Source organism: Roseobacter sp. HKCCA0434 (assembly GCF_032464675.1).
GTDB lineage: Bacteria > Pseudomonadota > Alphaproteobacteria > Rhodobacterales > Rhodobacteraceae > Pontivivens.
In genome coordinates this window covers 77,944-101,711 of record NZ_JAWDKL010000010.1, presented here as the reverse complement: position 1 = coordinate 101,711, position 23,768 = coordinate 77,944, and the positions used below count along the sequence as shown (strand labels likewise).

Sequence of the window (23,768 nt, the reverse complement as noted above, 5' to 3'; positions counted from 1 at the left end):
GGTCAGTTCAGCAGGACGGGCATGTTGATCGGCCCGCGGAAGCCGAAGCCGCGCCAGGTGACGGCGTCGGGGTCGGGCAGGCTCATCTTCGGGAAGCGGTCGAACAGGATCGGCAGCATCACCTGCCCCACCGCACGGCGGGCGACATGGGTGCCCTGGCAGAAATGCGGGCCGTTGCCGAAGCTCTGATGCGGGGTCTTGTCGCGGTAAACACGGAAGACCTCGCCATCCTCGATCACCTCCTCGTCGCGGTTGGCGCTGGCCTGGATGGTCATGACCGTGTCGCCCTTGGGGATCAGGTGGCCGCGGATCTCGGTATCCTCGGTCACGAGGCGGGAGGAGGCGGCGATCGGCGCGACCCAGCGCACGCCTTCCTCGAACGCCTTGTCCCAGTCGGCGTTGCGCGTGACCTCCTCCAGCTGGTCGGGGTTGGTCAGCAGGCCGAAGAGGATGGTGTTGAGCGCGTCGCGCGGCTCGTTGATGCCGCCGCCGATGGCGATCTTGATGTTGGCGTAGATCTGGCTTTCGGGGATCGGATCGTCGGCGTTGAGCATGACGGACATGGCGGAATTGCCCGGCTCGGCCCGATGGCGGTCCTGCACGCGGTCGAACAGGGCGTGCATCTCCTCGTTCGCGGTGTCGGCGCGGGCGAAGGGCTCGTCGCGCCAGCCGAAATTGCCCGCGCCGTCGATCAGCGCCTGCGACCAGCGTTGCATCTCCTCGTCGCTGGCCTCCTCGATGCCGAGCAGGATGGCGAGGCCGCGTGCGCAATAGGGGCCGGTAAGCGCCGGGAACAGGTCCACCACCTCGCCGCGCGGCAGACGGGCGACGTACTTCTCGGCGACCTTCGTGTAGGCGGGCACCCAGTCGTCGCGGATCACGCGCGGACCGAAGGCGGGGGCCATCGCGCCGCGTTCGCGCAGATGCTCCTCGCCGTCCTTGCGCATCAGGGTATGAGACCAGAAGGCGCGCTTCATCGGCGTGTTGGGATCGTCCGAGCTGAAGAGCGCGGGGTTGTCCTTCACGTATTTCGTGTCCGCCGCCTTGGTCAGGAAGGTGCGGCCCGCGGCCTTCACCCGGCAGACCGGGGCCTCGGCGCGCAGGCGGCGATAGATCGGGAAGGGATCGCGGTCGAGCTGGTCGAGCGTGATCGTCTCATCGAGCGGGGCGAGTTCGGCCATTTGCGTTCCTTCGTCACAGGAGCGCGGGGAACGATCCCCGCGCCGTAAAATTCCTCGATCCTCGATTCACTGACAGGTGAAGCTGTCAGCCGACATCGGATCGTCGCCCGTATAGGTCGCGATCAGCGGCGCCGGGCAGAGCGGACGGGTGGCATCCACCAGATCGGCGGGCACCTCGTCATTGCCGGGCGACGCGCTGACGGGTACCTCCCGCGGAGCCTCGCCGTTTTCGACCCAGTTCACCAGTTCCGCGAACATGTCGTAATTGTCGAGCGTCGGACCGCCCTGGCAATGGGCCATGCCCGGAACCGGATAGTAGAGGGCGAAATCCCCGGCCTCGCCACCGTTATTGGCGTCGAGCGTCGCGTACCAGTCCGCCGTGTTCTTGGCGGAAAACACCGCATCGGAATTGCCGTGCACGACGATCAGCCGCGCGCCGGCGTCGCGGAAGGCGGCAAGCTCGGGATCGTCGGATCCCGGTGGCGACATCACCTCCATCGCCGATTCGGGGAAGGCGTCCGTGGTGGCGTTGATGTCGTCCGCGCGTGCTGCCACGTCGAATGTCGCGGCGAATTCCAGCAGGCTTTCAGGATCGCCTGCGACCTGCGTGGGCGGCGTGGTAAAGACCTGCGCCAGCGACGAGGAGCCCATGACCGCGATAAGCGGAAGGTTGCCCCAGGGCGGAATCGGGCTTTCCAGCTTCCAGAAGCGCCAGTTGCCGCTTTCAATTCCGGCATCCCAGTACCAGTCGCTATAGGGCGGGGCCTCCCCATCGAGCGAACCGGCATGGATTTGCGAGAGGGCCGTGACCTGCGCCTCGGACAGGCAGGCACCGTTCTGGCCGGGGCTGCATTGCAGGGTGCCGATGTCGAAGGCGGCCTCGCAGGCGGCGGGATCCTGGACCAGCCCGTCCTCCAGCCCGTCGAGCGCATCGCAGGATGCGCGGATGCCATCGGCGACCAGCGCCAGATCGTCCCGCGTGAAGCTGGAGGCGAGATCACCCGTCACCGCGGACAGCGCCTGCACGTCGATCGCGTGTTGCAGCGCGGCCCGCGGCAGGTCGTAGCCCGGCGCGGTGGCGAGGATGCCGTCGAAAGCCTCTGGCATCCGGGCCGCGGCGACCATCGCGTGACGCCCCCCGTTCGAACAGCCCATGCCGTAGGAATAGGCGATGTCCTGTCCGTAGAACGTCTCCACCGCTTGGCGCGCGACCGGATCGAGCGTCGCGACCGCGCCGTAGCCATACATGCGCCGCGCCTCGAAATCGAAGCCGAACCGCGCGCCACCGGCCAGCCCGGCGTCCGGCACCGCCGCGCCGTCATGGCCCGCATCGGAGGAGACGACCGCGTAGCCACGGCTGAGCGCCGGTCGATCGCCCGTGCCGCTGGGCAGACCGCCCAGCGCCGGCTCGACGCTGCCGTCGTTGCCGCCGTTGAATTGATGCACGAACGAGCCGTTCCAGTCATCGGGCAGGGCCAGCTCGAATCGCAGGGCATAGGCGCGACCGTCCGCACCCGTGCGTTCGGCCATGACGCCCCGGATGCGGCACTGCGCGACGGGGCTTTCGTCGCCTGCCGGGACGGCCATCGCCTCCGTTATGGTCACGTCGTCGAGACCCAGCGCCTCGGCGGTCACATCCTGACACTGCACCTGCGCGTGCGCCGTACCGGCCAGCAGTGCGACCGTCAGGCCTGTTCCTATCGTCTTCATGGTCTTTCCCTCCCGATTGCCGCGCTTGTCCTGCGCGTGTTTCACGTCGTTGCCGGGGCCTCGCCCAGGATGCGCAGGGCATTTTCCTTGAGGATCAGGGGGCGCACCTCGTCCTTGAAGGGCGCGGCCTCGAAATCCTTGAGCCAGCGGTCGGGCGTGATGGCGGGCCAGTCGGAGCCGAAGAGCATCTTCTTCTTCAGGATCGAGTTGGCGTAGCGGATGAAGGTCTCGGGGAAGTATTTCGGGCTCCACCCGCTCATGTCGTAATAGACGTTGGGCTTGTGCTGCGCGACGGCGAGGCCCTCCTCGGTCCAGGGAAAGGACGGGTGGGCGAGGATGATCGGCATGTCGGGGAAATCCACCGCCACGTCGTCGAGATGGATGGGGTTGGAGTATTTCAGCCGCATCCCCATGCCGCCGCGCATCCCCGAGCCCACGCCCGTCTGGCCGGTGTGGAACAGGGTGATCACGCCTTCGTCGGCGCAGGCCTCAAGCACGTCATAGGCGGTTTCGCGGTCGTTGGGGAAGAAGCCCTGCATGGTCGGGTGGAACTTGAACCCGCGCACGCCGAAATCGCGGACGAGGCGGCGCACCTCGCGCGCGCCCGCCTTGCCCTTGTGCGGGTCGATGGAGGCGAAGGGGATGAGGATGTCGTCGTTCTCCGCGCAGATGCGCGCGACCTCCTCGTTCGAGTAGCGCTTGAAGCCCGTCTCCCGCTCCGCATCCACGGGGAAGATCACGGCGGCGATGTTGCGCTCTCTATAATAGGCGGCGGTGTCGGTGATGGTGGGCAGCATCCCCTCCGCCCCGGCGGGGTTGCGGAAATAGGCGGCCATGCCCGCCTGGAACTCGTTATAGCCATCGTCGCGGGCGGGATTGCAGGGCTCCTCCGCATGCGTGTGGAAATCGATGGCTTTGACGGCTTTGAAATCGACCATGTGTTCCTCCCTTAAAAATTTGCTATACAGAAGAACCGTTAATCAGTAAAACAATTTCGAGACACCGAGAGGACGGACGGAATGGCGCAGGAAGCAGTCACGCGGACGGAGATCGACGGCGATATCGCCACGATCGTCTTCGACCGCCCGGAAAAGCGCAACGCCATGAACGACCGGCTGATCGACGAGCTGGATCGCTTCTTCTCGGCCCCGCCCGAGGGGGTGAGCGCGGTGATCCTGCGCGGCGAGGGCGGGCACTTCTGCTCGGGCCTCGATCTGGCCGAGCACGAACAGCGCGCGCCGATCGCCGGGGTGCATCACTCGCGCAACTGGCACCGCGTCTCGGACCTGATCGAGTTCGGCGGACTGCCCGTGATCTCGGTCCTGACGGGGGCGGTGATCGGCGGCGGGCTGGAGATCGCGGCCTCGACCCATGTGCGGATCGCGGAGCCGGACGTCCGCTTCCAGTTGCCCGAGGGGCGGCGGGGCATCTTCGTCGGCGGCGGCGCCACGGTACGCGTGGGGCGGCTGATCGGCGCCGACCGGATGCGCGAGATGATGCTGACGGGGCGAAATTACGGGGCCGAGGACGGGCTGGCGATGGGGCTGGCGCATTACAGCGTCGGGACGGGCGAGGGGCTGCCGCTGGCGCGCGAGCTGGCGCGCAAGATCGCGGACAACGCGCCCTTCTCCAATTACCTCATGCTGCAGGCGATCCCGCGGATCCACGACATGCCGCGCGCGGAAGGGATGTTCACCGAGAGCCTCGCCGCGGCGATGTCGCAGACCTCGGACGGCGCGAAGGAAGGGCTGCGGGCCTTTCTGGAGAAGCGCCCGCCGAAGTTCAGGTAGGGGGCGCTCATGGGCAGGCGCGCGGCGAACGAGACGGCAACCGATGACCGGATGGGAGCAATGATCGGGGAGAGCGGCGACAACTCATAACCAAGGAGGCATGAGTTGGTGTGGTTATAGCAATTCCGCATCGCACCGCGCGCTTCTATCAATGGAAGGAACGGCCCGGCCACGCCATGCTGGCGATGGACCGGACAGACCGCAGAACGTGACCCGGAATAGGGCGCAAACCGCGACGATGTCGCATCAGGGAGGATGACATGACCAAATTCGGTTTCTTGAAGACGACGGCCGCCGGGCTGATCGCCACCGCCATGCTGGGCGGCGCGGCGATGGCGCAGGAGGTCACGCTGCGGCTGCACCAGTTCCTGCCGCCGCCCGCGCCGGTTCCGGCGATGATCCTCAAGCCCTGGGCCGAGGGAGTGGAGGAAGCGTCCGGCGGGCGCATCGCGATCCAGCATTTCGATGCGATGTCGCTGGGCGGCCGCCCGCCCGAGCTGATGGACCAGGCGCGCGACGGCGTGGTGGACATCATCATGACGGTCGTGGGCTACACGCCCGGCCGCTTCCCCCGGACGGAAGTGTTCGAGCTGCCGTTCATGATGACCAATCCGGTCGCCACGTCGAGCGCCTTCTGGGAGATGGTCGAGACCGATTTCCAGGACAACGAATATGCCGATGTGAAGGTGCTGGGCGCCTGGGTGCACGGGCCCGGCGTGATCCACACGCAGGACGGCGTGAACTCGCTGGAGGACATGGCGGGCCTGACGATGCGCGGCCCGACCCGCATCATCAACGACCTCTTGTCCGAGCTGGGCGCGGAGCCCGTGGGCATGCCCCTGCCCGCGATCCCGGAGGCGCTGTCCAAGAGCGTCGTGGAAGGCACCGTGATCCCCTGGGAGGTGACGACCGCGATCCGCCTGTCGGAGCTGGTCGAGAACCACACCGAGTTCTCGGGTGACGCGGCGCTCTACACCGCCGCGATCGTGATGGTGATGAACCGCGACAGCTACGAGGCGCTGCCCGACGACCTGCGCGAGATCCTCGACGCGGAATCGGGGGCGGAGCTGTCGGCCTTCGCCAGCCAGGTGATGTGGGACATGGACGCCCCGGCGCGCGAGATCGCGGTCGAGGCGGGCAACAACATCGTCACGCTGGACGAGGCCGAGGTGGCCCGCTGGCAGGAGGCGGCGCAGCCCGTCATCGACCGCTGGATCGCGGACATGGACGAGCGCGGCATCGACGGCCAGGCGCTGATCGACGAGGCGCGCGCGCTGATCGAGAAGCACGGCGGCTGAAGCCGACCGCACGCGGGCGAAGCGCGGACCGTCGCGCTTCGCCCCAACCCCTGACGAGGTCGCCCCCATGTACGCCGTTCTGAGCCGGATAGCCGAACGCCTTGCCGCAGCCCTCGCCATCGCGGGCGGGCTGGTGCTGCTGGGCATCGTGGTGCTGACCTGCATCTCGATCGCCGGACGGGCACTGGTGCCCTTCGACCTGGGCATCGGGCCGATCCGCGGCATCTACGACATGACCGAGATCGGCATGGCCGCCGCGATCTTCGCCTTCCTGCCCTGGGCGCAGCTGCGCGATGCGCATGCGAAGGTCGACCTGTTCCAGGCGCTGATGCCCGGCGGCATGAACCGGGTGCTGGAGCTGATCTTCAACATCGCGATGTTCGCGATCGCCACTGTCGGCACCTATCGCCTCTACCTCGGCATGCAGGACAAGCTGTCCTATGGCGAGACCACGCTGATCGCGCAGATCCCGGTCTGGCAGGGCTATGCCGCGGCGCTGGTCGGCAGCGTCGGGTTCGTGCTGATCGCGGCCTTCTGCATCCTGCGCTCCGCCCGGCGGGTCGTGGGCCTTCCCGGCTAGTGCGCCTGCCTTCATCCCTGCATTTCGACTGGACCTCCTGATGAGCAATATCGAACTCGCGCTGTGGTCCTTCCCGGTCCTGCTGCTGCTTGTCTTCCTGCGGATGCCGATCGCGCTCGCCATGATCGGCGTGGGCGTGGGGGGAAGCTGGCTGGTCATCGGCACGCCGATGATGACGCTGAACCAGCTCAAGACGCTGACCTACGGCACCTTCTCGAACTACTCGTTCTCGATCATCCCGCTGTTCCTGCTGATGGGGCAGTTCGCGACGCTGTCGGGCATGTCTGCGGCGCTGTTCCGCGCGGCCGAGGGGTTCCTGGGCCACCGCAAGGGCGGGGTGGCCATGTCGGCGGTCGGCGCCTGCGCGGGCTTCGGCGCGATCTGCGGGTCGTCGCTGGCCACCGCGGCGACGATGGGGCAGGTCGCGCTGCCGGAGCTGAAGCGCTACGGCTATCCCGGCTCGCTCGCCACCGGGGCGCTGGCGGCGGGGGGAACGCTGGGCATCCTGATCCCGCCCTCGGTGATCCTGGTGATCTATGCCATCCTCGCCGAGCAGAACATCGAGAAGCTGTTCGTGGCCGCGCTGATCCCCGGCATCCTCGCCGCCATCGGCTACATGGTCGCGATCTCGATCTGGGTGCGGACCTCGCCCAACAGCGCCGCGGTGCGCGACCGGATGCCCTGGGGCGAGCGGCTGGTGCTGCTGGGCAAGGTCTGGCCGGTGGTGACGATCTTCGTCGTCGTGGTCGGCGGGATCTATGCGGGTATCTTCACCCCGACGGAGGCCGCGGCGGTCGGGGCCGCGGGCACCGGCATCGCGGCATTGGCCTCGGGCCAGATGAACTGGGCCCGGTTGCGCGAGGCGATGCTGTCCACGGCCGCCTCCTCGGCCATGATCTTCCTCATCATCCTGGGCGCGGGGATCTACAACAACTTCCTGTCGCTGACCCAGCTGCCGCAGACCGCGTCGGTCTGGATCGGCAGCCAGGGCTTCTCGCCCTGGTTCGTGCTGGCCATCGTGCTGGTGATGTACCTGGTCTTCGGCTGCGTGATGGATTCGCTGTCGATGGTGCTGCTGACCGTTCCGATCATCTTCCCCATCATGTCCGTGCTCGACTTCGGCATGGCGCCCGACGATTTTGGGCTGTGGTTCGGGATCCTGGTGCTGATCGTGGTGGAGGTCGGGTTGATCACGCCCCCGGTGGGGATGAACCTGTTCATCATCAACTCGATGGACCGGACGGTGCCGATCGGCCAGACCTACAAGGGTGCGCTGCCCTTCGTGCTGACCGATATGGTGCGGGTCGTGATCCTCGCCGCGTTCCCGGCGATCACGCTGTGGCTGGTCTGGTTCATCGACGGGTTGTGAGGGCGGATAGTCCGCGTCGGGCGGTGCCGCTCAGCGTGACGCTTCCCGCGCGCGGATCTTGCGCAGGAGGATCAGCAGCGTCTGCTTCTCCTCGCCGGTCATGTCCGCGAACAGCCGGTCCTCATGCGCGCGGATGGCGGCCACCGCCTCGCCATGAGCGGCGCGGCCCGCATCGGTGGGCACCAGCGCCTGCACCCTGCGGTCGTTGGGCACGGGCACGCGGCGCAGGAAACGCTTCTCCTCCAGCTCGTCCACGATGGCGACGAGGCCGGAGCGTTCGATCCCGATCAGGCGGGCGAGCTCGCTTTGCGTGATGTGGGGGTGGCTGACGCAAACCGACAGGGCCGAGAACACGCGGGGCGACAGGCCGCCCTCCCCGAGGGTGGCGCGGAAATCGGCCTGGACGATCATGTAGGCCCGCTTGAGGTTGTAGCCGACGAACCCTTCGAGATCGGTGTCGCGCGGATCGATGTCCGCACCTTCGGTCCTGCGCGTTGCGCTCCGTGGCATGGGGGGCTCCTCCTGATCGCGGCATCGTAGTTCGGTCTCGTCGATCCGGCAAACATGTCGATTGGTGAAAGCGCCGGATGACCGAGCGGCAAGCGGTCTGCGACAGGGCGGCGCGGGCAGACCCCGTCTTGATCTACGCGCCGGGTTGCGTGGTCACGGCGCGGGTCACGCAATCTGCGAAGACGCTGCGCGCGACGCTGACGGGCGCGGAGCGGGCGGTGCTGATGCCGACGGGGCCGGACAGGAGGGGGGAGCTGAGCTCCACCATCCCCAGGAAGCCCGAGGCGAGATCGTCCGCGACCACTCCGCGCGAGATGAACCACAGCGCGTCCGACGCGGAGACGATCTTGCGACCCACGGTCAGGGCCACGGTCTCGAACGCGCCGCGCAGCTCGGGCAGGCCGATGCTGGCGAGGTAGCGCTCGACCGTCGGGAAGATGACCGCTCCCTCGGGCGGCAGGATCAGGGTGAAATCGGCGATGTGCTGCTCGGGGCGGTCGTGCGACAGGATCGGATGGCCGGGTCGACAGACGATGACGACATCCTCGACATAGAGCTGTCGGAAGGTGACGCCGGTCGCCTCCCTCTCCGGCAGTCGCCCGACGACGAGGTCGAGCGCCCCGTCGCGCAGCTGGTTGAACAGCAGCCAGTTCGGGCCGGTCAGCACGTAGAGGCGCACCTGCGGCAGCTCCGCATGGAAGGCGAGGGCCGCGCGCGGCAGGAGGTCGCTGGCCGCCGTGGGCAGCGCACCGACCGAGAGATGCGCGTTCGGGTCGCCCCCGGCCAGTCGGTCGTGGCCGCGCATCAGCTCCACCATCGAGGCGCCGGCATGGGCCTGGAAGACGCGCCCGGCCTCGTTGAGGGTCAGGCCGCGCCCGACGCGATCGAACAGGGGGGTGCCGAGCATCTCCTCCAGTTCCTTGAGACTGCGCGACACCGCGGGCTGGGTGATGTTCAGACGGTCCGCGGCGACGGACACGCTTTCGACGCGCGCAATCTCGAGAAAGGTGCGGACGTGGCGGAGACGGAGATGCGTTTCGAAGTTCATAACCGTAAGATTATGCATCCGGGGCAGTATAGCAATTATCCCCGTCGCGATCTGCATATATCAAGGCGATGGATCACAATGCGGCATGGGGAGGCGCGCGATGAAGACATCCGTTGCGATCATCGGCGGGGGGCCGGCGGGGCTGCTGCTGTCGCAGCTCCTGCATCGCAGCGGTGTCGATTCGGTCGTGCTGGAGCGCAAGACGAAGGACTACGTCCTCGGGCGCATCCGCGCGGGCGTTCTGGAACGGGGGCTCGTCGGCCTGCTGGAGCAGGCGGGCTGCGCCGATCGGCTGCATGCGGAGGGGCATGTCCACGACGGAACCTGGATCGCGCAGGGCGAGGAGATGTTCCGCGTCGACTTCGCGGCCTCGGTCGGGACGCCCGTCGTGGTCTACGGTCAGACCGAGGTGACACGCGACCTCTACGCGGCGCGCGAGGCGGCGGGGGGCCGCTTCGAGTTCGAGGTGGAGGACGTGGTGATCGAGGGCGCGGATGGGGACGCGCCCTCGGTCCACTACTCGGTCGGGGGGGAGCGGCGGCGGCTGGACTGCGACTTCGTCGCGGGATGCGACGGGTTCCACGGGGTCAGCCGCCGCACGATCCCCGAGGACGTCCGCCGCGAATACGAAAAGGTCTATCCGTTTGGCTGGCTGGGCGTGCTGAGCGAGACGCCCCCGGTCGCGGACGAGCTGATCTACGCGAATTCCCCGCGCGGCTTCGCCCTGTGCTCGATGCGCAACGAGGCGTTGAGCCGCTACTACATCCAGTGCCCGCTGAGCGACAGCCCCGAGGACTGGAGCGACGAGGCCTTCTGGGAGGAATTGCGCCGACGCCTGCCGAGCGAGGTCGCGGGCAAGCTGGTCACCGGACCGTCGATCGAGAAGTCGATCGCGCCGCTGCGCTCCTTCGTGACGGAACCGATGCGTTGGGGACGGTTGTTCCTGTGCGGCGACGCCGCCCATATCGTGCCGCCCACGGGGGCGAAGGGGCTGAACACCGCGGCCTCCGACGTGCACTACCTGTGGACGGGGCTGACGGAATACTATCGCGACGGGTCAAGCGCGGGGATCGATGCCTACTCGCAACGGGCGCTCGCCCGTGTCTGGAAGGCGGAGCGGTTCAGCTGGTGGTTCTCGTCGCTGATGCACCGCTATCCCGAGCAGACGGAATTCGACCTGAAGATGCAGACGGCCGAGCTGGATTTCCTGCGCGACAGTGCCTCGGCGCAGCGGGCGATGGCGGAAAACTACGTCGGCCTGCCATACTGAGCCGACGACACGGAGGAGAATGCGGATGGGACGATACGAGGACGGGATGCAGGTGCGTCGCGCGGTTCTGGGCGACGCGCATGTCGACCGGGCCGAACGGGCGCGGACCGCGTTCGACGACCCGTTCCAGCAGATGATCACCGAAGGCGCCTGGGGCACCGTCTGGGCCGATGACACGATCAGCCGCCGCGAACGCTCGATGCTGACGCTGGCGCTGCTGGCCGCGACCGGCAATTTCGAGGAGATCCCGATGCATGTCCGCGCCACGGCCAACACCGGGGCCAGCGCCGAGGACGTGATGCAGGCCTTCCAGCATGTCGCGATCTATGCGGGCGTCCCGAAGGCGAACCACGCGATCAAGCTCGCCAAGCAGACCTATGCCGAGATGGAGGCGGAGCGATGAGCCGACCGGCGGACTACTACCAGCGCGACCGGGCGATCCACCCGCCCGCCTACGCGCCCGACTACAAGACCTCCGTGGCGCGCAGCCCGCGGTTCTCGCTGATCTCGCTGGAGCATTCGGTGGGCGAGATGACCGGACCTGTGTTCGGCCAGAACGATATCGACCCCGGCGATGCGGACCTGCTGACCAACTACGCGCAGCCCGGCGAAGGCCCGATCGGCGAGCGGATCATCCTGCATGGCCGCGTGCTCGACGAGAACGCGCGGCCCTTGCCGCGCACGATGGTCGAGATCTGGCAGGCCAATGCGGGCGGGCGCTATCGCCACAAGAAGGACACCTATCTCGCCCCCATCGACCCGAATTTCGGCGGCTGCGGGCGCACCTTGACGGACGAGACCGGCTATTACGCCTTCCGCACGGTGAAGCCGGGGGCCTATCCCTGGCGCAACAAGGTGAACGACTGGCGGCCCGCGCATGTGCATGTTTCGGTCTTCGGCTCGGGGTTCGTTCAGCGGCTGATCACGCAATGCTATTTCGAGGGCGATCCGCTGATCCCGCGCTGCCCGATCGTGCAGTCGATCCCGGACCCGGACGCGATCGAGCAGCTGACCGCACGTCTCGACATGAAGGCGACCATCCCGCTCGACACCATCGCCTATCGCTTCGACATCGTGCTGAGGGGCCGACGCTCGACTCTGTTCGAGAACCGGATGGAGGGGAACTGAGCCATGCCGCAGGAACTGCCCTATCTCAAGGAGACGGCCTCGCAGACGGCCGGGCCCTACGTCCATATCGGGCTGGCGCCCGGCGCCGCGGGCTTCGACATCTACGACCAGGAGCTGGGCCATGACATCGCCGGCCCGGACGCGGCCGGGGAGCGGATCCGCGTCGAGGGCGTGGTGATCGACGGCATGGGCGCGCCGATCAAGGACGTGCTGCTGGAGGTCTGGCAGGCCGATGCCGATGGGCACTACGCCCATCCCGAGGGCCGCGGCCCGGTCGCCCCCGGCTTTCGCGGGTGGGGTCGGGCGATCAGCGATTTCGCGACCGGGCTGTGGCGGTTCGAGACGGTCAAGCCCGGCCCGACGCCCTGGCGCGACGGTCGGATGCAGGCGCCGCATTTGAACCTGTGGATTGTGGCGCGCGGCATCAATATCGGGCTCAACACGCGGGTCTATTTCGAGGACGAGGACAACTCGGCCGACCCGGTGATGAACCTGATCGAATGGGAGCATCGACGCGACACGCTGATCGCGAAGCGCAGCGAGGACGACGGCGTGGTGGTCTATCGCTTCGACATCCATCTGCAGGGCGACGGCGAGACGGTGTTCTTCGATGTCTGACCCCTGCATCATCTGCGTGGCGATCACCGGCTCGCTGCCGCGCAAGGAAAACAACCCCGCCGTGCCGATCACGGTGAGCGAGCAGATCGAAAGCACGCAGGAAGCCTTCGAGGCGGGGGCGAGCATCGTGCACGCCCATGTGCGCAACGACGACGAGACGCCCTCCGCCGACCCGGAGAAGTTCGCGGCGCTCAAGGAAGGGGTGGAGCGGCATTGCCCCGGCATGATCGTGCAGTTCTCGACCGGCGGACGCTCCGGCGCGGGTCAGGCGCGCGGCGGGATGCTGCCGCTCGCGCCCGATATGGCGTCGCTGTCGGTGGGGTCGAACAACTTTCCCACCCGCGTCTACGAGAACCCGCCCGATCTGGTGGACTGGCTGGCGGGCGAGATGCGCACGCATGGCATCAAGCCGGAGGTCGAGGCCTTCGACCTCAGCCACATCTTCCAGGCGGCGAAGATGCATGGCGACGGGCGCATCGTGGACACGCCCTATGTGCAGTTCGTCATGGGGGTGAAGAACGCGATGCCGGTGGATCGCGCAGTGTTCGATTTCTACATCGCGACGGTGAAGCGTCTGTTCGGGGAGGATGCCCCCTGGTGCGCCGCGGGGATCGGCGCGCAACAGCTGACGCTGAACGAATGGGCGGTGGGTACGGGAGGGCACGCGCGCACCGGGCTGGAGGACAACGTGCGGCTGGATCGCGAAACGCTGGCGCCATCCAATGCGGCATTGGTCGAGCGGGTCGTCGCGCTGTGCGAACGGCACGAGCGGCCCGTCGCGACACCTGCCGAGGCGCGGCGCATCCTGGGGCTGCGCCCGCACGGGTCCGCCGATGCCTGAGTTCCTGCGGGCCAACGGACGGGTTCAGCACTATCGCCTGAGGGAAGGGGCCGGTGGACGGGGGATCGTCTTCGCCAACTCGCTCGGCACGGACATGCGTATCTGGGACGATGTGATCGCGCGGCTGCCCGCCGACGGTCCGGTGCTGACTTGGGACAAGTCTGGGCACGGCCTGTCGGAAGCCGGCGCCACGTCGATCGAGGAATTGGCGGAGGATCTCGCCGCGCTGATGGACGCGCTGTCGCTGCGCGAGGCGCTGGTCTGCGGCGTCTCGGTCGGGGGCATGATCGCGCAGGCCCTGGCGGCGGCCCGGCCCGATCTCGTGGCCGGGCTGGTGCTGTGCAATACCGGGCACCGGATCGGGACGCGCGACAACTGGGCGGAGCGGATCGCGACGCTCGACGCCTCCGGGCTCGACGCGATGGCGGAGAATGTTCTGGAGCGCTGGTTCTCGCCGACCTTCCGGGCGGAGCGGCCCGACGCGCTCGCGGGCTATCGCGCCATGCTGACACGGATGCCGCGCGCGGGCTACCGCGCGGTCTGCGCGGCGATCCGCGATGCCGATCTGACCGAGCGGACGCGGGAGCTGCGCTGCCCGACCCTGTGTGTCGCCGGAGAGGCGGACATGGCCACGCCGCCCGAACTGGTCGAGGCGCTTGCCGCGTTGATCCCCGGTGCGGATTACACCTGTCTGACCGGTGTGGGGCATCTGCCCTGCATCGAGGATCCCGCGCGGCTGGCCAAGCTGGTGAGCGCGCGGCTGGCGCGGGGATGAGCCCGGTCTTCGACCATCCGTGGCTGGGTGCGCTGTTCGGCGATGCCGAGGTCGCGGCGCTGTGGTCGGCAGAGGCGCAGCTGGCGCATTACATCCGCTTCGAGACGGCGCTGGCCCATGCGCTCGACGCGGCGGGGCTGGTGGCGCCGGGCAGCGGCAGCCGCGTCGGCGAGGTGCTGGCGGCGGTCGATCTCGACCCCACTGCGCTCGCCGCCGCGACCGCGCGCGACGGGCTGCCGATACCGGAGCTGGTGCGGACGCTGCGTGCGGCCGTGGGCGCGGACCTCGCCGACGCGGTCCATACCGGGGCGACCTCGCAGGATGTGCTCGACACCGCGCTGTCGCTGACCTTGCGGGCGCAATCGGACCTGTTCGTCGCGCGGCTGCGGGCGCTCGATGCGCAACTGGCCGAGCTGTCCGCGACGCAGGGCGACCGGGCGCTGATGGGGCGCACCCGGATGCAGGCGGCCCTGCCGATCCGCGTGCGCGACCGGGTGGAGGCGTGGCGCCGTCCGCTGATCGACTTGGCCGAAGAGTTGCTGGCGAGGCGAGACCGGGTGGCGCGATTGCAACTGGGCGGCGCGGTCGGCACGCGCGCGTCCTTCGGTGCCGCAGGGCACATGGTGGCGGCCGAGATGGCGCGACGGCTCGACCTGAGCGACGGGCCGTGCTGGCACAGCGATCGCGGGGCGGTCGCCGATCACGGCGCGCTGTTGTCGCGGATCGGCGGGGCGCTGGGCAAGATGGGACAGGACATCGCGCTGATGGCCCAGCAGGGAGTGGACGCGATATCGCTGTCGGGCGGTGGCGGCTCCTCGGCCATGCCGCACAAGTCGAACCCGGTGCTGGCGGAGCTGCTGGTGACCCTCGCCCGATACGATGCGGGGCAGCTCTCAGGCCTGCATCACGCGCTGGTGCACGAGCAGGAACGCTCCGGCGCGGCGTGGATGCTGGAATGGATGATCCTGCCGCAGATGAGCGTCGCCACCGGACGGGCACTCGGCGCCGCGCAGGAACTGCTGACGCGCATCGAGACGATCGGCGACGCCGCCGCGGGCTAGATGCTGCACTGCGACAGAGTGGCAGGCTGACCTCGCGCCGCGAGGGTGGTAGCCCTCGCGCAGCTTCGAGGGGTTGTCCTCGCCGCGATCCGCGCGACATCCTCGGGCCAGGGGCCATGCGGCCCGAGAGGAGACACAATGCTCGGATCATTCGACGCCATCCTCCTGGCGCGTATCCAGTTCGCCTTCACCGTCAGCTTCCACTTCCTGTTCCCCGCCTTCACCATCGGTCTGGCGAGCTACCTCGCCGTCCTCAACGGGCTGTGGCTGTGGACCAAGGACAGCAAGTATCTCGACCTGTTCCGCTACTGGGTAAAGATCTTCGCGCTCGCCTTCGCGATGGGCGTCGTGTCGGGCATCGTGATGAGCTACCAGTTCGGGACCAACTGGTCGGTCTTCTCCGACAAGGCGGGGCCGGTGATCGGCGCGCCGATGGCCTACGAGGTGCTGTCGGCCTTCTTCCTGGAGGCCGGGTTCCTGGGCATCATGCTGTTCGGGCGCGAGCGGGTCGGGCCGGGGCTGCACATGGCCGCCTGCGCGATGGTGGCGTTCGGGACGTTCCTGTCGGCCTTCTGGATCCTGAGCGTGAATTCCTGGATGCACACGCCCGCGGGCTTCTCCATCGACCCCGAGACCGGGCAGTTCCTGCCGGAGGATTTCTGGCAGGTGATCTTCAACCCCTCCTTCCCCTACCGGCTGATGCACACGGTCACGGCGGCGTATCTGACGACGGCCTTCATCGTCGGCGGGGTCGGCGCGTGGCACCTGCTCGCCCGGCGTCGGGGCGGGGAGGATGCGTCCGAGGCGACGAAGACCATGTTCTCGATGGCGATGTGGATGGCCGCGATCGTCGCGCCGGTGCAGATCTTCCTCGGCGACATGCACGGGCTCAACACGCTTGAGCATCAGCCCGCCAAGGTCATGGCGATGGAGGGGCATTACGAGAGCCACCCCGACGGTGCGCCGCTCTACCTCTTCGGGATCCCGAACGACGCGGAGCAGCGGTTGGACTATGCCGTCGGCATTCCGAACCTGTCCTCGCTGATCCTCAAGCACGACCTGAACGCGCCGCTGGACGGACTCGACACGATCCCGGACGACGAGCAGCCGCCCGTCGCCATCGTGTTCTGGTCGTTCCGCATCATGGTCGCCATCGGCTTCGCCATGCTCGGTATCGGGGTGTGGTCGCTCTGGGCACGCTGGCGCGGCCGCCTGCTGACGACGCCGTGGCTGCACCGCGCGGCGGTGGCGATGGCGCCGTCGGGGCTGATCGCGGTGCTGGCGGGCTGGATCACCACCGAGGTCGGGCGGCAGCCCTACACGGTCTACGGCATCCTGCGCACCGCCGACAGCGCGGCCCCGCTGGCCGCCCCGGCAGTGGGCACCTCGCTGGTCGCCTTCGTCGTGATCTATTTCGCGGTTTTCGGCGCGGGGACCTTCTACATCCTGCGCCTGATGAGCCGCCCGCCGGTGTTCCACGAGCCGCGGCTCAAGGACGTCACGAAGGGGCCGATCCGCACGGCGGGTGTCACGCCCGCCCCCGAGGAGGCCGCACGTCGGCCCGAAGCCGCGAAGGAGGATCTGTGACATGGCGCTGGTGGATGGAATCTCGTTCGATCTGACGACCCTCTGGGCGTTCCTGATCGCCTTCGCCGTCCTGGTCTACGTGATCCTCGACGGGTTCGACCTCGGCCTCGGCATCCTCTTCGCGCTGGAGCGCAAGCGGCGCGACCGGGATGTGATGATGAACTCGGTCGCGCCGGTCTGGGACGGGAACGAGACCTGGCTGGTGCTGGGGGGCGGCGGGCTGTTCGCGGCCTTCCCGCTGGCCTATGCGCTGATCCTGCCCGCGCTCTACGCGCCGCTGATCGCGATGCTGCTGGCGCTGATCTTCCGCGGGGTGGCGTTCGAGTTCCGCTGGCGGACCGAGCGCTGGCGCGGGGTGTGGGACGTGGCCTTCATCGGCGGTTCGGCGGTCGCGGCGCTGGCGCAGGGCGTGGCGCTCGGCGCGCTGTTGCAGGGCATCGAGGTCGACAAGGCCGCGCGCAGCTATTCCGGCGGCTGGTGGGACTGGCTGACGCCGTTCTCGCTGACGGTCGGGGTGGCGGTGCTGGCGGGCTACGCCCTGCTGGGCGCGACCTGGCTGGTGATGAAGACCGACGGGCCGCTGCAGGAGCGGATGCGGGCGCGAGCCTGGGTGCTGGGGCTCGTCACCGTCGGTTTCATCGGGGTGGTCAGCCTGTGGACGCCGTTCCTGCAGGAGGGATATTATAGCCGCTGGTTCGGCGGCTGGCGGATCGGGCTGGCGGTGCTGGTCGGCGCGGCGGTGATCGCGCTGGCCTTCGGGATGTTCCGCGCGCTGCACGTGCACCGGCACGATTACTGGCCGTTCCTGCTGTCGCTGGCGATGTTCTGCCTCAGCTTCGGCGGGCTGGGGATCTCGATCTACCCCTATATCGTGCCGGTGGAGGTGACGATCTACGAGGCGGCGGCGCCGCGCAACGCGCAGATCTTCATGCTGATCGGCGCGGGGGTGCTGATCCCGGTAGTCCTGGCCTACACCGCCTATGCCTATTGGGTGTTCCGCGGCAAGATCGACCCGGAAGCGGGGTATCACTGATGCCCCGCCCCCGCTTCGCCGCCCGGTTGGGCTGGTTCGTCGCGTTGTGGCTCGCCGGCGTGCTGGCGGTCGGCACGGTCGGCGCCATCCTCAAGCTGTGGATCGGCTGAGCCTCACTCGCCCCAGACAAGTTTCGCGATGGCGCGCCCGATGCTGTCGTTACTGAACGGCTTTTGCACCACGGGCACCGGCTTTTCCGACACGTCCGTCAGGCCGATGGTCTCGCCGTAGCCGGTGGCGAAGATGAAGGGAATGCCCATCTCGACCAGCCGCTCCGCCGTGAGGCGGCTCGTCTCGGTGCCGAGGTTCACGTCGAGCATGGCCATGTCGAATTCGCGCCGGTCGAGCAGTTCCAGCGCCGCCGTGTTCGAGGCGACGAGTTGCACGTCCTGTGCGCCCAGATCGCGCAGGATATCCTCTGCGTCGAGACCGATGATCATGTTGTCCTCGACCAAGAGGACCCGGTCGATCTTCGGCGCGTCCGGCGTGCTTGGCACAACAGTCGGCGTGTCCGCCCGCCGCGGCGAGGGATCGGTCCGGTTGAACCCGGCGATCTGGGAGCCGGGGAGGTAGAACTCCGCCTCGACCCCGCCGACATGGTAATGCAGTTCCGCCCTACCCTTGAGCTCATGAGGGATCGACCGCTCGACGATGGCGGTGCCGAAACCGCGGCGGGAGGGGGGCTGGACGGGGGGACCGCCACGCTCCTTCCAGGTGAAGGAGACGCCGCCGCGGTCCTCTTCGGTCGCCTCGACGATCGCCCGCCCGCCCGGCACGCTGAGCGCGCCGTACTTGCTGGAATTGGTCATCAGCTCGTGGAACATCAGCGCCAGCGTGGAAAAGGCCAGCGGCGGCAACATCGGATCCGCGCCAGAGAACTCGACACGCTCGGCCGCGTTGGAGAGGAAACCGGACGCCTCCGTCTCGATCAGCGCGCTCAGCGGCAGCGGCGCCCACTGGTCGGAGGTCAGCTGGTCATGCGCGCGCGCGAGCGCGTGGATCCGTCCGCCCAGGACCTCGGTGAAGTCGGAGACGGAGGTCGTGGTGTCCGCGCTCTGCTTCACCAGTCCGCGGATCAGGTTGAGCATGTTGCGCACGCGGTGGTTCAGCTCCGCGATCAGCAACTCCTGGCGCTCCTGCGCGCGGGTGCTGTCGCGCCGCGCGCTGTCGGTCAAGCGCAGGATGATCTCGATCAGCGTGGCACGCAGACCTTCGGCCGCCTGAACCTCGGCCGCCGTCCACGGGGCGGAGGTATCACGCACGACTTCCTGCCAGGTCTCGAAGCTCTTGCGCGGGGTCAGGCGGGCGCCATTGGGCCCCACCGTCACCGGCTTGTTGGGATTGCCCGCCCAGCGCACCGAGCGCGCGATTTCGCGACGGAACAGGACGATGTAATCGCGCGGCTCACGCGAGACGGGGATGGCGAGCAGGCCCGCGATGTCGTGGCCCAGATCCTCGGCCTGCGGGTAGACCGCCTTCAGGTTGTCCGTGTGGTAGATCGTGCCGGAGGCCGCGGTGTTCAGGAATCGCTGCAGCGGCAGGAACGCCTCGCGCGTGGGGGCCTTGCCTCGCGCGGTGTAGTGCTGGCCGTGGCTCAGCGCCGCGCCGTCCCATTCGATCACCTCGGCCACGGCATCTGTGAAGGTCTCGAAGTTGTCGCCGATGTCCGAGCTGGTCGACAGGCTCGACATCAAGCGATCGTGTACCGCGCGGCTGGTGCCGAGCTGCGCGCGCTCCTCGTTCGAGAGCACCTGCTCCAGCACGAAGGAGAAGATCTGGCCGAACATCTCCGCCGCCGAGCGGATCTCGTAGCTGAGCACCCGCGCCTTGCGGTGATGGCAGGCGATCAGGCCCCACAGTTTGCCGCCCCGGATGATCGAGATCGACATGGAGGCACCCACACCCATGTTCTGTAGGTACTCGATATGGATCGGCGAGACGGCGCGCAGGCCCGCCAGCGACATGTCGAGCGGCTGGCCGTGGGCGTTGCGCTCGGGCACGATGGGCACCGGCTCGGCGTCGGTGTCCGAGATGATCCGAAGCAACGATCGCAGGTAGAGCGCGCGCGCCTGCTTTGGAATGTCCGAGGCCGGGTAGCGCAGGCCGTTGAACGGCTCCATCCCCGTTGCGTGCGATTCCGCCACGACCTCACCGCTGTCGTCGGCTGCGAAGCGGTACATCATCACGCGGTCGAACCCGGTCAGCGCCCGCACCTGCCGGACGGCCATGTCGAACAGCTGGGACGAGGAGGCGGCCTTGTTGAGCCGGGAAATCAGCGGCCGCACATAGGCGGCCTGATCGCCGGCGCGGCCCGGCATGCTTGGCTCGAACTCCAGCACGATGTTGCGGCCGGAGAGGTGAACCGCGACGTCGAACTTGCCGCCGCCTTCGATCACCGGGATCTGGAACAGCCGCTCGATCCCGTCATCTCCGGTCAGGACCTGCAGCCGGCTGCGGATCTCGTGCACCGCCTCGCTGGTCAGGTACTGGGTCAGCAGCGTTCCCGGCAGATCCTCGGACGAGAGACCGAGGACGTCATCGAGATTCTGCGAGACATGGGTGACGATCCAGTCATGCGAGCACGCGATCAGGCACCCGAAGGGCTGGATCGTGCTCGGGATATGGATCGGTTCGCGATCGCAATTGGTCAGGTCGACATCTTCGTCCGGGGCGAGAGCCTTGTCGTTCATCACGTGTTCCGCCCGATATGATGGTCGAACGCCTCTTGAAAGATGCCGAAGGCCGCATTCGCACCGGCCAGTGTCGCGGTCGCATCGGTCTGGGCCGACAGCGGATAGGCAAGGAATGCTTTCCACATGTCCATACCCTCTGGCGCGTCGAGATAAGAAGTTACGTAGCGTGCGCGCCCTGTCGCGCGAACCGCGTGATCGCGGGACAGGACCTGCGCCCCGAGGCGGGAGCCCGCGACGACATAGTATGCGCCCAGTGGCGCGCCCTCGTAGCGCAGCGTCAGGCGCGGGCCGGGATCGGCGCAGAGCGTGTCGAGGTCACGCGCGATCGCGGCCTGAAGCGGCGCAGCGGAAGGTAGATCGAGCCGGTCGAGCGCGGGGCGCAGCGCGACCAGCGCGTCGCGACTGGCGCGCAGCATCACCGTCAGACCTGATTCGGACGCGATATCGAGCGCCTCGACCCGCGCGTCGAGACGTTCATGCGCGGCACGCGTTCCGCGCCGCAGGATCGCACGCAGGTCGGATTGCGCTGTTCGGTTAAAGGTGTCGCTGTCCAGCATGGGCAGAAATTGGAGCAGAAACAGCGGTTTTACCAGTGGAAAGCGTCGATTTGTCCAAGCAGGACGATCGATGGTTTCAATTTCGCAACCAACCTGCGGCCAAGACGCTATACAGCCCTCCGGTGAACCCCTACCTATGTCGGAATTTCGCGGTCCAGACGCGCTTTCCGGAGCTTTCCAGCCATGCTCACCGCCATCCTGTCCCTTGGCAATTTCGCCGTCGGCATGGGGGTCTTCGTGGCGATCGGCCTGCTGGAGCCGATCCGCACGGCCTTCGGGCTGGGCGTGGCCGAAGCGGGGCTGATCCTGACCGTCTATGCCGTGACCTATGCCATCGGGTCGCCCGTGCTCGTCGCGCTGACCGGACGGCAGAGCAGGCGGCAGGTCATGTCGATCGGGCTGGGGCTGTTCGCGCTGTCCGCCGCGACGATGGCGCTGGCGCCCAATGCGCCGGTCATGTTCCTCGCCCGCGCGATGGCGGCCCTCGGCGCAGGGCTGTTCACGCCGATCACTGCCAGCGTCGCGGCGGCGGTCAGCGCCCCGGACCAGCAGGGCGCGTCGCTGGCCCGCGTCTTCGCAGGGCTGACCTTCGCGCAGGTGCTGGGCGTCCCGGTCGGCACGCGGATCGGCTATGCCTATGGCTGGGAGGTCGCGTTCTGGATCGTGGCGATCCTCAGCCTCGCCTGCCTCGTCGCGATCCGTCGCTTCGTCCCGGAGGACCTGCGGCTCAGCCCGACGGGGCTGGGCGATCTCGTGGATGCGCTGGCCGACTGGCGGGCATTGCTGACGATCAGCTTCACCGCGACGTTCCTGGGCGGGATCTACGTGCTCTACACCTATCTCGCCCCGATCAGCGAGGACCGCATGGGCTACGCGGGCGATGGCGTCACGACGGTCTTCGCGATCTTCGGCGTCGGCGCGGTGCTGGGCAATTTCGTCGGCGGCTGGACCGCGGACCGGATCGGGCCGCGGCGCACGCTCGCGCTGCTGTGCCTGTCGCAGGTCGTGCTGATGCCCGTCTTCGCCTTCCTGCCGATGCCGCAATGGGCGTTCCTGTCGCTGGTGCTGGTCTGGGCGATCAGCGGCTGGTCCTTCATGGCGAGCCAACAGATCCGCGTCGTCGGCGCATCGGGGGGCCGGCCGGCGGTCGGGCTCGCGCTCAACGCCGCCGCGATCTACGTGGGCTCGACCCTCGGCGCGACGCTGGGCCAGATCCTGATCGCGCGGTTCGGGCTCGATGCGCTGGGATTCGGCGGCGCGGCGCTCGCGCTCATCGCCTTCTTGCATCTGGCGAGTTCCGAGCGTCTCGCCGCGCGGCGCCTCGGGAATGGCTGAGCGGGCGAAGTTCCTCGACGGCAACCTGATGCACCATGTCGCGGTGATGTCCTTCACCGCGTCACTGGGCCTGATGGCGGTCTTCGTCGTCGACTTCGTGGACATGCTGTTCATCTCGATGCTGGGAAACGCGGCGCTGGCGGCCGCCATCGGCTATGCCGGGGCGGTGCTGTTCTTCACCACGTCGATCTCGATCTCCTTCGCCATCGCCACCGCGGCCCTGACCGCCCGCGCGCTCGGCGAAGGCGATGCGGAGCGGGCGCGGGTGGTGGCGAGCCACGCGCTCGCCTACGGCATGGCCGTCAGCGCGGTGCTGGCCGCGATCATCTGGCTGAACCTGCCGAGCCTCGTGGCCCTGCTGGGCGCGACGGGGGACGTCGCCGATCTGGCCGTGGGGTACCTGCGGATCATCGTGCCGAGCCTGCCGGTGCTGGTCATCGCGATGGGCGGCGGCGCGGTGCTGCGGGCGCATGGCGCGGCGCGGCCCGCGATGTGGTCGACCATCGGCGGGGCGGCGGTCAACGCCGTGCTCGACCCGGTGTTCATCTTCGGCCTCGGGATGGAGCTTCAGGGCGCCGCCATCGCCTCCGTCCTCGCACGCGTGGCCATCGCGGTGCTGGCGCTGCGCCCGATCTGGCGCGACTATGGTGGCCTGATCGCGCCGCGACCGGCGCGGATGCGGGCCGACTTCCGCCCGGTCATGTCCCTGGCGGTGCCCGCGCTGATGACCAATATCGCCACGCCCGTCGGACAGGCCTGGGTCACACGCTCCATGGCCGGGTTCGGCGAGGACGCGGTGGCCGGCCTCGCCATCGTGGGCCGGGTCGTGCCGATCGCCTTCGCCGTGGTCTTCGCGCTGTCGGGCGCGATCGGCCCGATCATCGGGCAGAACGCGGGCGCCGGACAGCCCGAGCGGGTGCGGCGCGCCTTCCTCGACGGGCTGATCTTCGCCGGCGTCTACACGGTCGGCGTCTCGGCCCTGCTCTACGCGCTGCGGGCGCCGCTGGCAGGGCTTTTCGAGGCGGAGGGCGTCACGCTGTCGTTGATCTACCTGTTCTGCGGCCCGCTGGCGCTGGCCTGGGGGTTCAACGGCGCGATCTTCGTGGGCAATGCGGCGTTCAACAACCTGGGCCACCCGTTCTGGTCGACGGCGGTGAACTGGGGGCGCAACACGCTCGGGACCATCCCGCTCGTCTCGCTCTTCGCCGCGTGGCTGGGCGCGCCGGGCGTGCTCGTGGGACAGGCGGCGGGCGGCGTGATCTTCGGCCTGATCGCCGTCTGGATGGGCTGGTGGCTGACGAACCGCCCGGTCCTGCACGCGAGCGAGCGGGACCTGCCGAGCCTTCAGGTCCGCCTGCTACAGCTGATGACCCGCCACCGCTGA

Annotated in this window: 22 protein-coding genes; 15 read left to right on the top strand and 7 right to left on the bottom strand. The window is 68.2% G+C overall.

Translation table 11 applies throughout. The features are described 5' to 3' along the window. Positions 1–2 precede the first annotated feature (2 nt). From RX333_RS08320 to RX333_RS08310, 3 genes are all read right to left on the bottom strand, one after another. The gene (locus tag RX333_RS08320) at positions 3–1,181 is read right to left on the bottom strand and encodes a cytochrome P450 (RefSeq protein ID WP_316014464.1); all 1,179 of its coding nucleotides are present in this window, start codon (positions 1,179–1,181) and stop codon (positions 3–5) included. A 66-nt stretch (positions 1,182–1,247) separates the two neighbouring features. Next, a complete protein-coding gene (locus RX333_RS08315) occupies positions 1,248–2,891 on the bottom strand; it encodes a tannase/feruloyl esterase family alpha/beta hydrolase (RefSeq protein WP_316014463.1) in 1,644 nt (547 codons plus the stop codon). A gap of 41 nt (positions 2,892–2,932) precedes the next feature. Then, positions 2,933–3,829 (bottom strand): amidohydrolase family protein, encoded by an 897-nt coding sequence (locus RX333_RS08310; protein ID WP_316014462.1) that lies wholly within the window; start codon positions 3,827–3,829, stop codon positions 2,933–2,935. A gap of 81 nt (positions 3,830–3,910) precedes the next feature. On the opposite strand from RX333_RS08310, the gene RX333_RS08305 reads away from it, so the two are divergent. The 4 genes from RX333_RS08305 to RX333_RS08290 all read left to right on the top strand — a co-directional run bounded on the left by RX333_RS08305 (position 3,911) and on the right by RX333_RS08290 (position 7,928). Next, on the top strand, positions 3,911–4,681 hold the full coding sequence (locus RX333_RS08305; RefSeq protein ID WP_316014461.1) for a crotonase/enoyl-CoA hydratase family protein: 771 nt from the start codon (positions 3,911–3,913) through the stop codon (positions 4,679–4,681). Between the two features lie 260 nt (positions 4,682–4,941). Next, positions 4,942–5,979 (top strand): TRAP transporter substrate-binding protein, encoded by a 1,038-nt coding sequence (locus RX333_RS08300; RefSeq protein ID WP_410056062.1) that lies wholly within the window; start codon positions 4,942–4,944, stop codon positions 5,977–5,979. A gap of 67 nt (positions 5,980–6,046) precedes the next feature. Next, complete coding sequence (locus RX333_RS08295) at positions 6,047–6,559, top strand: TRAP transporter small permease (protein WP_316014460.1); 513 nt, start codon at positions 6,047–6,049, stop codon at positions 6,557–6,559. A gap of 40 nt (positions 6,560–6,599) precedes the next feature. Further along, positions 6,600–7,928, top strand: coding sequence for a TRAP transporter large permease (locus RX333_RS08290; protein WP_316014459.1), 1,329 nt, complete (start codon positions 6,600–6,602; stop codon positions 7,926–7,928). A 30-nt stretch (positions 7,929–7,958) separates the two neighbouring features. On the opposite strand, the gene RX333_RS08285 is transcribed toward RX333_RS08290, so the two are convergent. Next, positions 7,959–8,438, bottom strand: a complete 480-nt coding sequence (locus RX333_RS08285) for a MarR family transcriptional regulator (protein ID WP_316014458.1) — start codon at positions 8,436–8,438, stop codon at positions 7,959–7,961. A gap of 133 nt (positions 8,439–8,571) precedes the next feature. Next, positions 8,572–9,486, bottom strand: coding sequence for a LysR substrate-binding domain-containing protein (locus tag RX333_RS08280; RefSeq protein ID WP_316014457.1), 915 nt, complete (start codon positions 9,484–9,486; stop codon positions 8,572–8,574). Between the two features lie 100 nt (positions 9,487–9,586). On the opposite strand from RX333_RS08280, the gene pobA reads away from it, so the two are divergent. The 9 genes from pobA to cydB all read left to right on the top strand — a co-directional run bounded on the left by pobA (position 9,587) and on the right by cydB (position 17,799). Then, complete coding sequence (gene pobA / locus RX333_RS08275; protein WP_316014456.1) at positions 9,587–10,756, top strand: 4-hydroxybenzoate 3-monooxygenase; 1,170 nt, start codon at positions 9,587–9,589, stop codon at positions 10,754–10,756. A gap of 25 nt (positions 10,757–10,781) precedes the next feature. Continuing rightward, a complete protein-coding gene (gene pcaC / locus RX333_RS08270; RefSeq protein WP_410056061.1) occupies positions 10,782–11,159 on the top strand; it encodes a 4-carboxymuconolactone decarboxylase in 378 nt (125 codons plus the stop codon). After that, positions 11,156–11,884: a protocatechuate 3,4-dioxygenase subunit beta gene (gene pcaH, locus RX333_RS08265; protein ID WP_316014454.1), complete on the top strand. Its 729-nt coding sequence runs from the start codon at positions 11,156–11,158 to the stop codon at positions 11,882–11,884. Before pcaC ends, pcaH begins: the two co-directional genes overlap by 4 nt. Before the next feature lie 3 nt (positions 11,885–11,887). Further along, a complete protein-coding gene (gene pcaG / locus RX333_RS08260) occupies positions 11,888–12,502 on the top strand; it encodes a protocatechuate 3,4-dioxygenase subunit alpha (RefSeq protein WP_316014453.1) in 615 nt (204 codons plus the stop codon). Next, complete coding sequence (locus tag RX333_RS08255) at positions 12,495–13,343, top strand: 3-keto-5-aminohexanoate cleavage protein (RefSeq protein WP_316014452.1); 849 nt, start codon at positions 12,495–12,497, stop codon at positions 13,341–13,343. The genes pcaG and RX333_RS08255 overlap by 8 nt, the downstream gene beginning before the upstream one ends. Beyond that, positions 13,336–14,118: a 3-oxoadipate enol-lactonase gene (gene pcaD / locus RX333_RS08250; RefSeq protein WP_316014451.1), complete on the top strand. Its 783-nt coding sequence runs from the start codon at positions 13,336–13,338 to the stop codon at positions 14,116–14,118. The genes RX333_RS08255 and pcaD overlap by 8 nt, the downstream gene beginning before the upstream one ends. Then, entirely contained in the window at positions 14,115–15,179 is a 1,065-nt protein-coding gene (locus RX333_RS08245; protein ID WP_316014450.1) for a 3-carboxy-cis,cis-muconate cycloisomerase, read from the top strand. Before pcaD ends, RX333_RS08245 begins: the two co-directional genes overlap by 4 nt. Positions 15,180–15,317: 138 nt before the next feature. Next, on the top strand, positions 15,318–16,766 hold the full coding sequence (locus RX333_RS08240; RefSeq protein ID WP_316014449.1) for a cytochrome ubiquinol oxidase subunit I: 1,449 nt from the start codon (positions 15,318–15,320) through the stop codon (positions 16,764–16,766). Position 16,767: 1 nt separating this feature from the next. Beyond that, a complete protein-coding gene (cydB, locus tag RX333_RS08235; protein ID WP_316014448.1) occupies positions 16,768–17,799 on the top strand; it encodes a cytochrome d ubiquinol oxidase subunit II in 1,032 nt (343 codons plus the stop codon). A gap of 113 nt (positions 17,800–17,912) precedes the next feature. On the opposite strand, the gene RX333_RS08230 is transcribed toward cydB, so the two are convergent. Then, the gene (locus RX333_RS08230; protein ID WP_316014447.1) at positions 17,913–20,489 is read right to left on the bottom strand and encodes an HWE histidine kinase domain-containing protein; all 2,577 of its coding nucleotides are present in this window, start codon (positions 20,487–20,489) and stop codon (positions 17,913–17,915) included. Beyond that, on the bottom strand, positions 20,489–21,049 hold the full coding sequence (locus RX333_RS08225) for a biliverdin-producing heme oxygenase (RefSeq protein ID WP_316014446.1): 561 nt from the start codon (positions 21,047–21,049) through the stop codon (positions 20,489–20,491). The genes RX333_RS08230 and RX333_RS08225 overlap by 1 nt, the downstream gene beginning before the upstream one ends. 183 nt (positions 21,050–21,232) lie before the next feature. Between RX333_RS08225 and RX333_RS08220 the strand changes: the two genes are divergently transcribed. Beyond that, positions 21,233–22,384: an MFS transporter gene (locus RX333_RS08220; protein WP_316014445.1), complete on the top strand. Its 1,152-nt coding sequence runs from the start codon at positions 21,233–21,235 to the stop codon at positions 22,382–22,384. After that, the gene (locus tag RX333_RS08215) at positions 22,377–23,768 is read left to right on the top strand and encodes an MATE family efflux transporter (RefSeq protein ID WP_316014444.1); all 1,392 of its coding nucleotides are present in this window, start codon (positions 22,377–22,379) and stop codon (positions 23,766–23,768) included. Before RX333_RS08220 ends, RX333_RS08215 begins: the two co-directional genes overlap by 8 nt.

What these genes read in the sequence shown, in the direction of transcription:
- pcaH (WP_316014454.1), top strand. Translation starts at nt 11,156, where the DNA reads ATGAGCCGACCGGCGGACTACTACCAGCGCGACCGGGCGATCCACCCG.
- RX333_RS08245 (WP_316014450.1), top strand. Translation starts at nt 14,115, where the DNA reads ATGAGCCCGGTCTTCGACCATCCGTGGCTGGGTGCGCTGTTCGGCGAT.
- RX333_RS08300 (WP_410056062.1), top strand. Translation starts at nt 4,942, where the DNA reads ATGACCAAATTCGGTTTCTTGAAGACGACGGCCGCCGGGCTGATCGCC.
- RX333_RS08215 (WP_316014444.1), top strand. Translation starts at nt 22,377, where the DNA reads ATGGCTGAGCGGGCGAAGTTCCTCGACGGCAACCTGATGCACCATGTC.
- RX333_RS08305 (WP_316014461.1), top strand. Translation starts at nt 3,911, where the DNA reads ATGGCGCAGGAAGCAGTCACGCGGACGGAGATCGACGGCGATATCGCC.
- pobA (WP_316014456.1), top strand. Translation starts at nt 9,587, where the DNA reads ATGAAGACATCCGTTGCGATCATCGGCGGGGGGCCGGCGGGGCTGCTG.
- RX333_RS08295 (WP_316014460.1), top strand. Translation starts at nt 6,047, where the DNA reads ATGTACGCCGTTCTGAGCCGGATAGCCGAACGCCTTGCCGCAGCCCTC.
- RX333_RS08310 (WP_316014462.1), bottom strand. Translation starts at nt 3,829, where the DNA reads ATGGTCGATTTCAAAGCCGTCAAAGCCATCGATTTCCACACGCATGCG.
- RX333_RS08315 (WP_316014463.1), bottom strand. Translation starts at nt 2,891, where the DNA reads ATGAAGACGATAGGAACAGGCCTGACGGTCGCACTGCTGGCCGGTACG.
- pcaC (WP_410056061.1), top strand. Translation starts at nt 10,782, where the DNA reads ATGGGACGATACGAGGACGGGATGCAGGTGCGTCGCGCGGTTCTGGGC.
- RX333_RS08280 (WP_316014457.1), bottom strand. Translation starts at nt 9,486, where the DNA reads ATGAACTTCGAAACGCATCTCCGTCTCCGCCACGTCCGCACCTTTCTC.
- pcaG (WP_316014453.1), top strand. Translation starts at nt 11,888, where the DNA reads ATGCCGCAGGAACTGCCCTATCTCAAGGAGACGGCCTCGCAGACGGCC.
- cydB (WP_316014448.1), top strand. Translation starts at nt 16,768, where the DNA reads ATGGCGCTGGTGGATGGAATCTCGTTCGATCTGACGACCCTCTGGGCG.
- RX333_RS08220 (WP_316014445.1), top strand. Translation starts at nt 21,233, where the DNA reads ATGCTCACCGCCATCCTGTCCCTTGGCAATTTCGCCGTCGGCATGGGG.
- RX333_RS08230 (WP_316014447.1), bottom strand. Translation starts at nt 20,489, where the DNA reads ATGAACGACAAGGCTCTCGCCCCGGACGAAGATGTCGACCTGACCAAT.
- RX333_RS08255 (WP_316014452.1), top strand. Translation starts at nt 12,495, where the DNA reads ATGTCTGACCCCTGCATCATCTGCGTGGCGATCACCGGCTCGCTGCCG.
- RX333_RS08240 (WP_316014449.1), top strand. Translation starts at nt 15,318, where the DNA reads ATGCTCGGATCATTCGACGCCATCCTCCTGGCGCGTATCCAGTTCGCC.
- RX333_RS08290 (WP_316014459.1), top strand. Translation starts at nt 6,600, where the DNA reads ATGAGCAATATCGAACTCGCGCTGTGGTCCTTCCCGGTCCTGCTGCTG.
- RX333_RS08320 (WP_316014464.1), bottom strand. Translation starts at nt 1,181, where the DNA reads ATGGCCGAACTCGCCCCGCTCGATGAGACGATCACGCTCGACCAGCTC.
- RX333_RS08225 (WP_316014446.1), bottom strand. Translation starts at nt 21,049, where the DNA reads ATGCTGGACAGCGACACCTTTAACCGAACAGCGCAATCCGACCTGCGT.
- RX333_RS08285 (WP_316014458.1), bottom strand. Translation starts at nt 8,438, where the DNA reads ATGCCACGGAGCGCAACGCGCAGGACCGAAGGTGCGGACATCGATCCG.
- pcaD (WP_316014451.1), top strand. Translation starts at nt 13,336, where the DNA reads ATGCCTGAGTTCCTGCGGGCCAACGGACGGGTTCAGCACTATCGCCTG.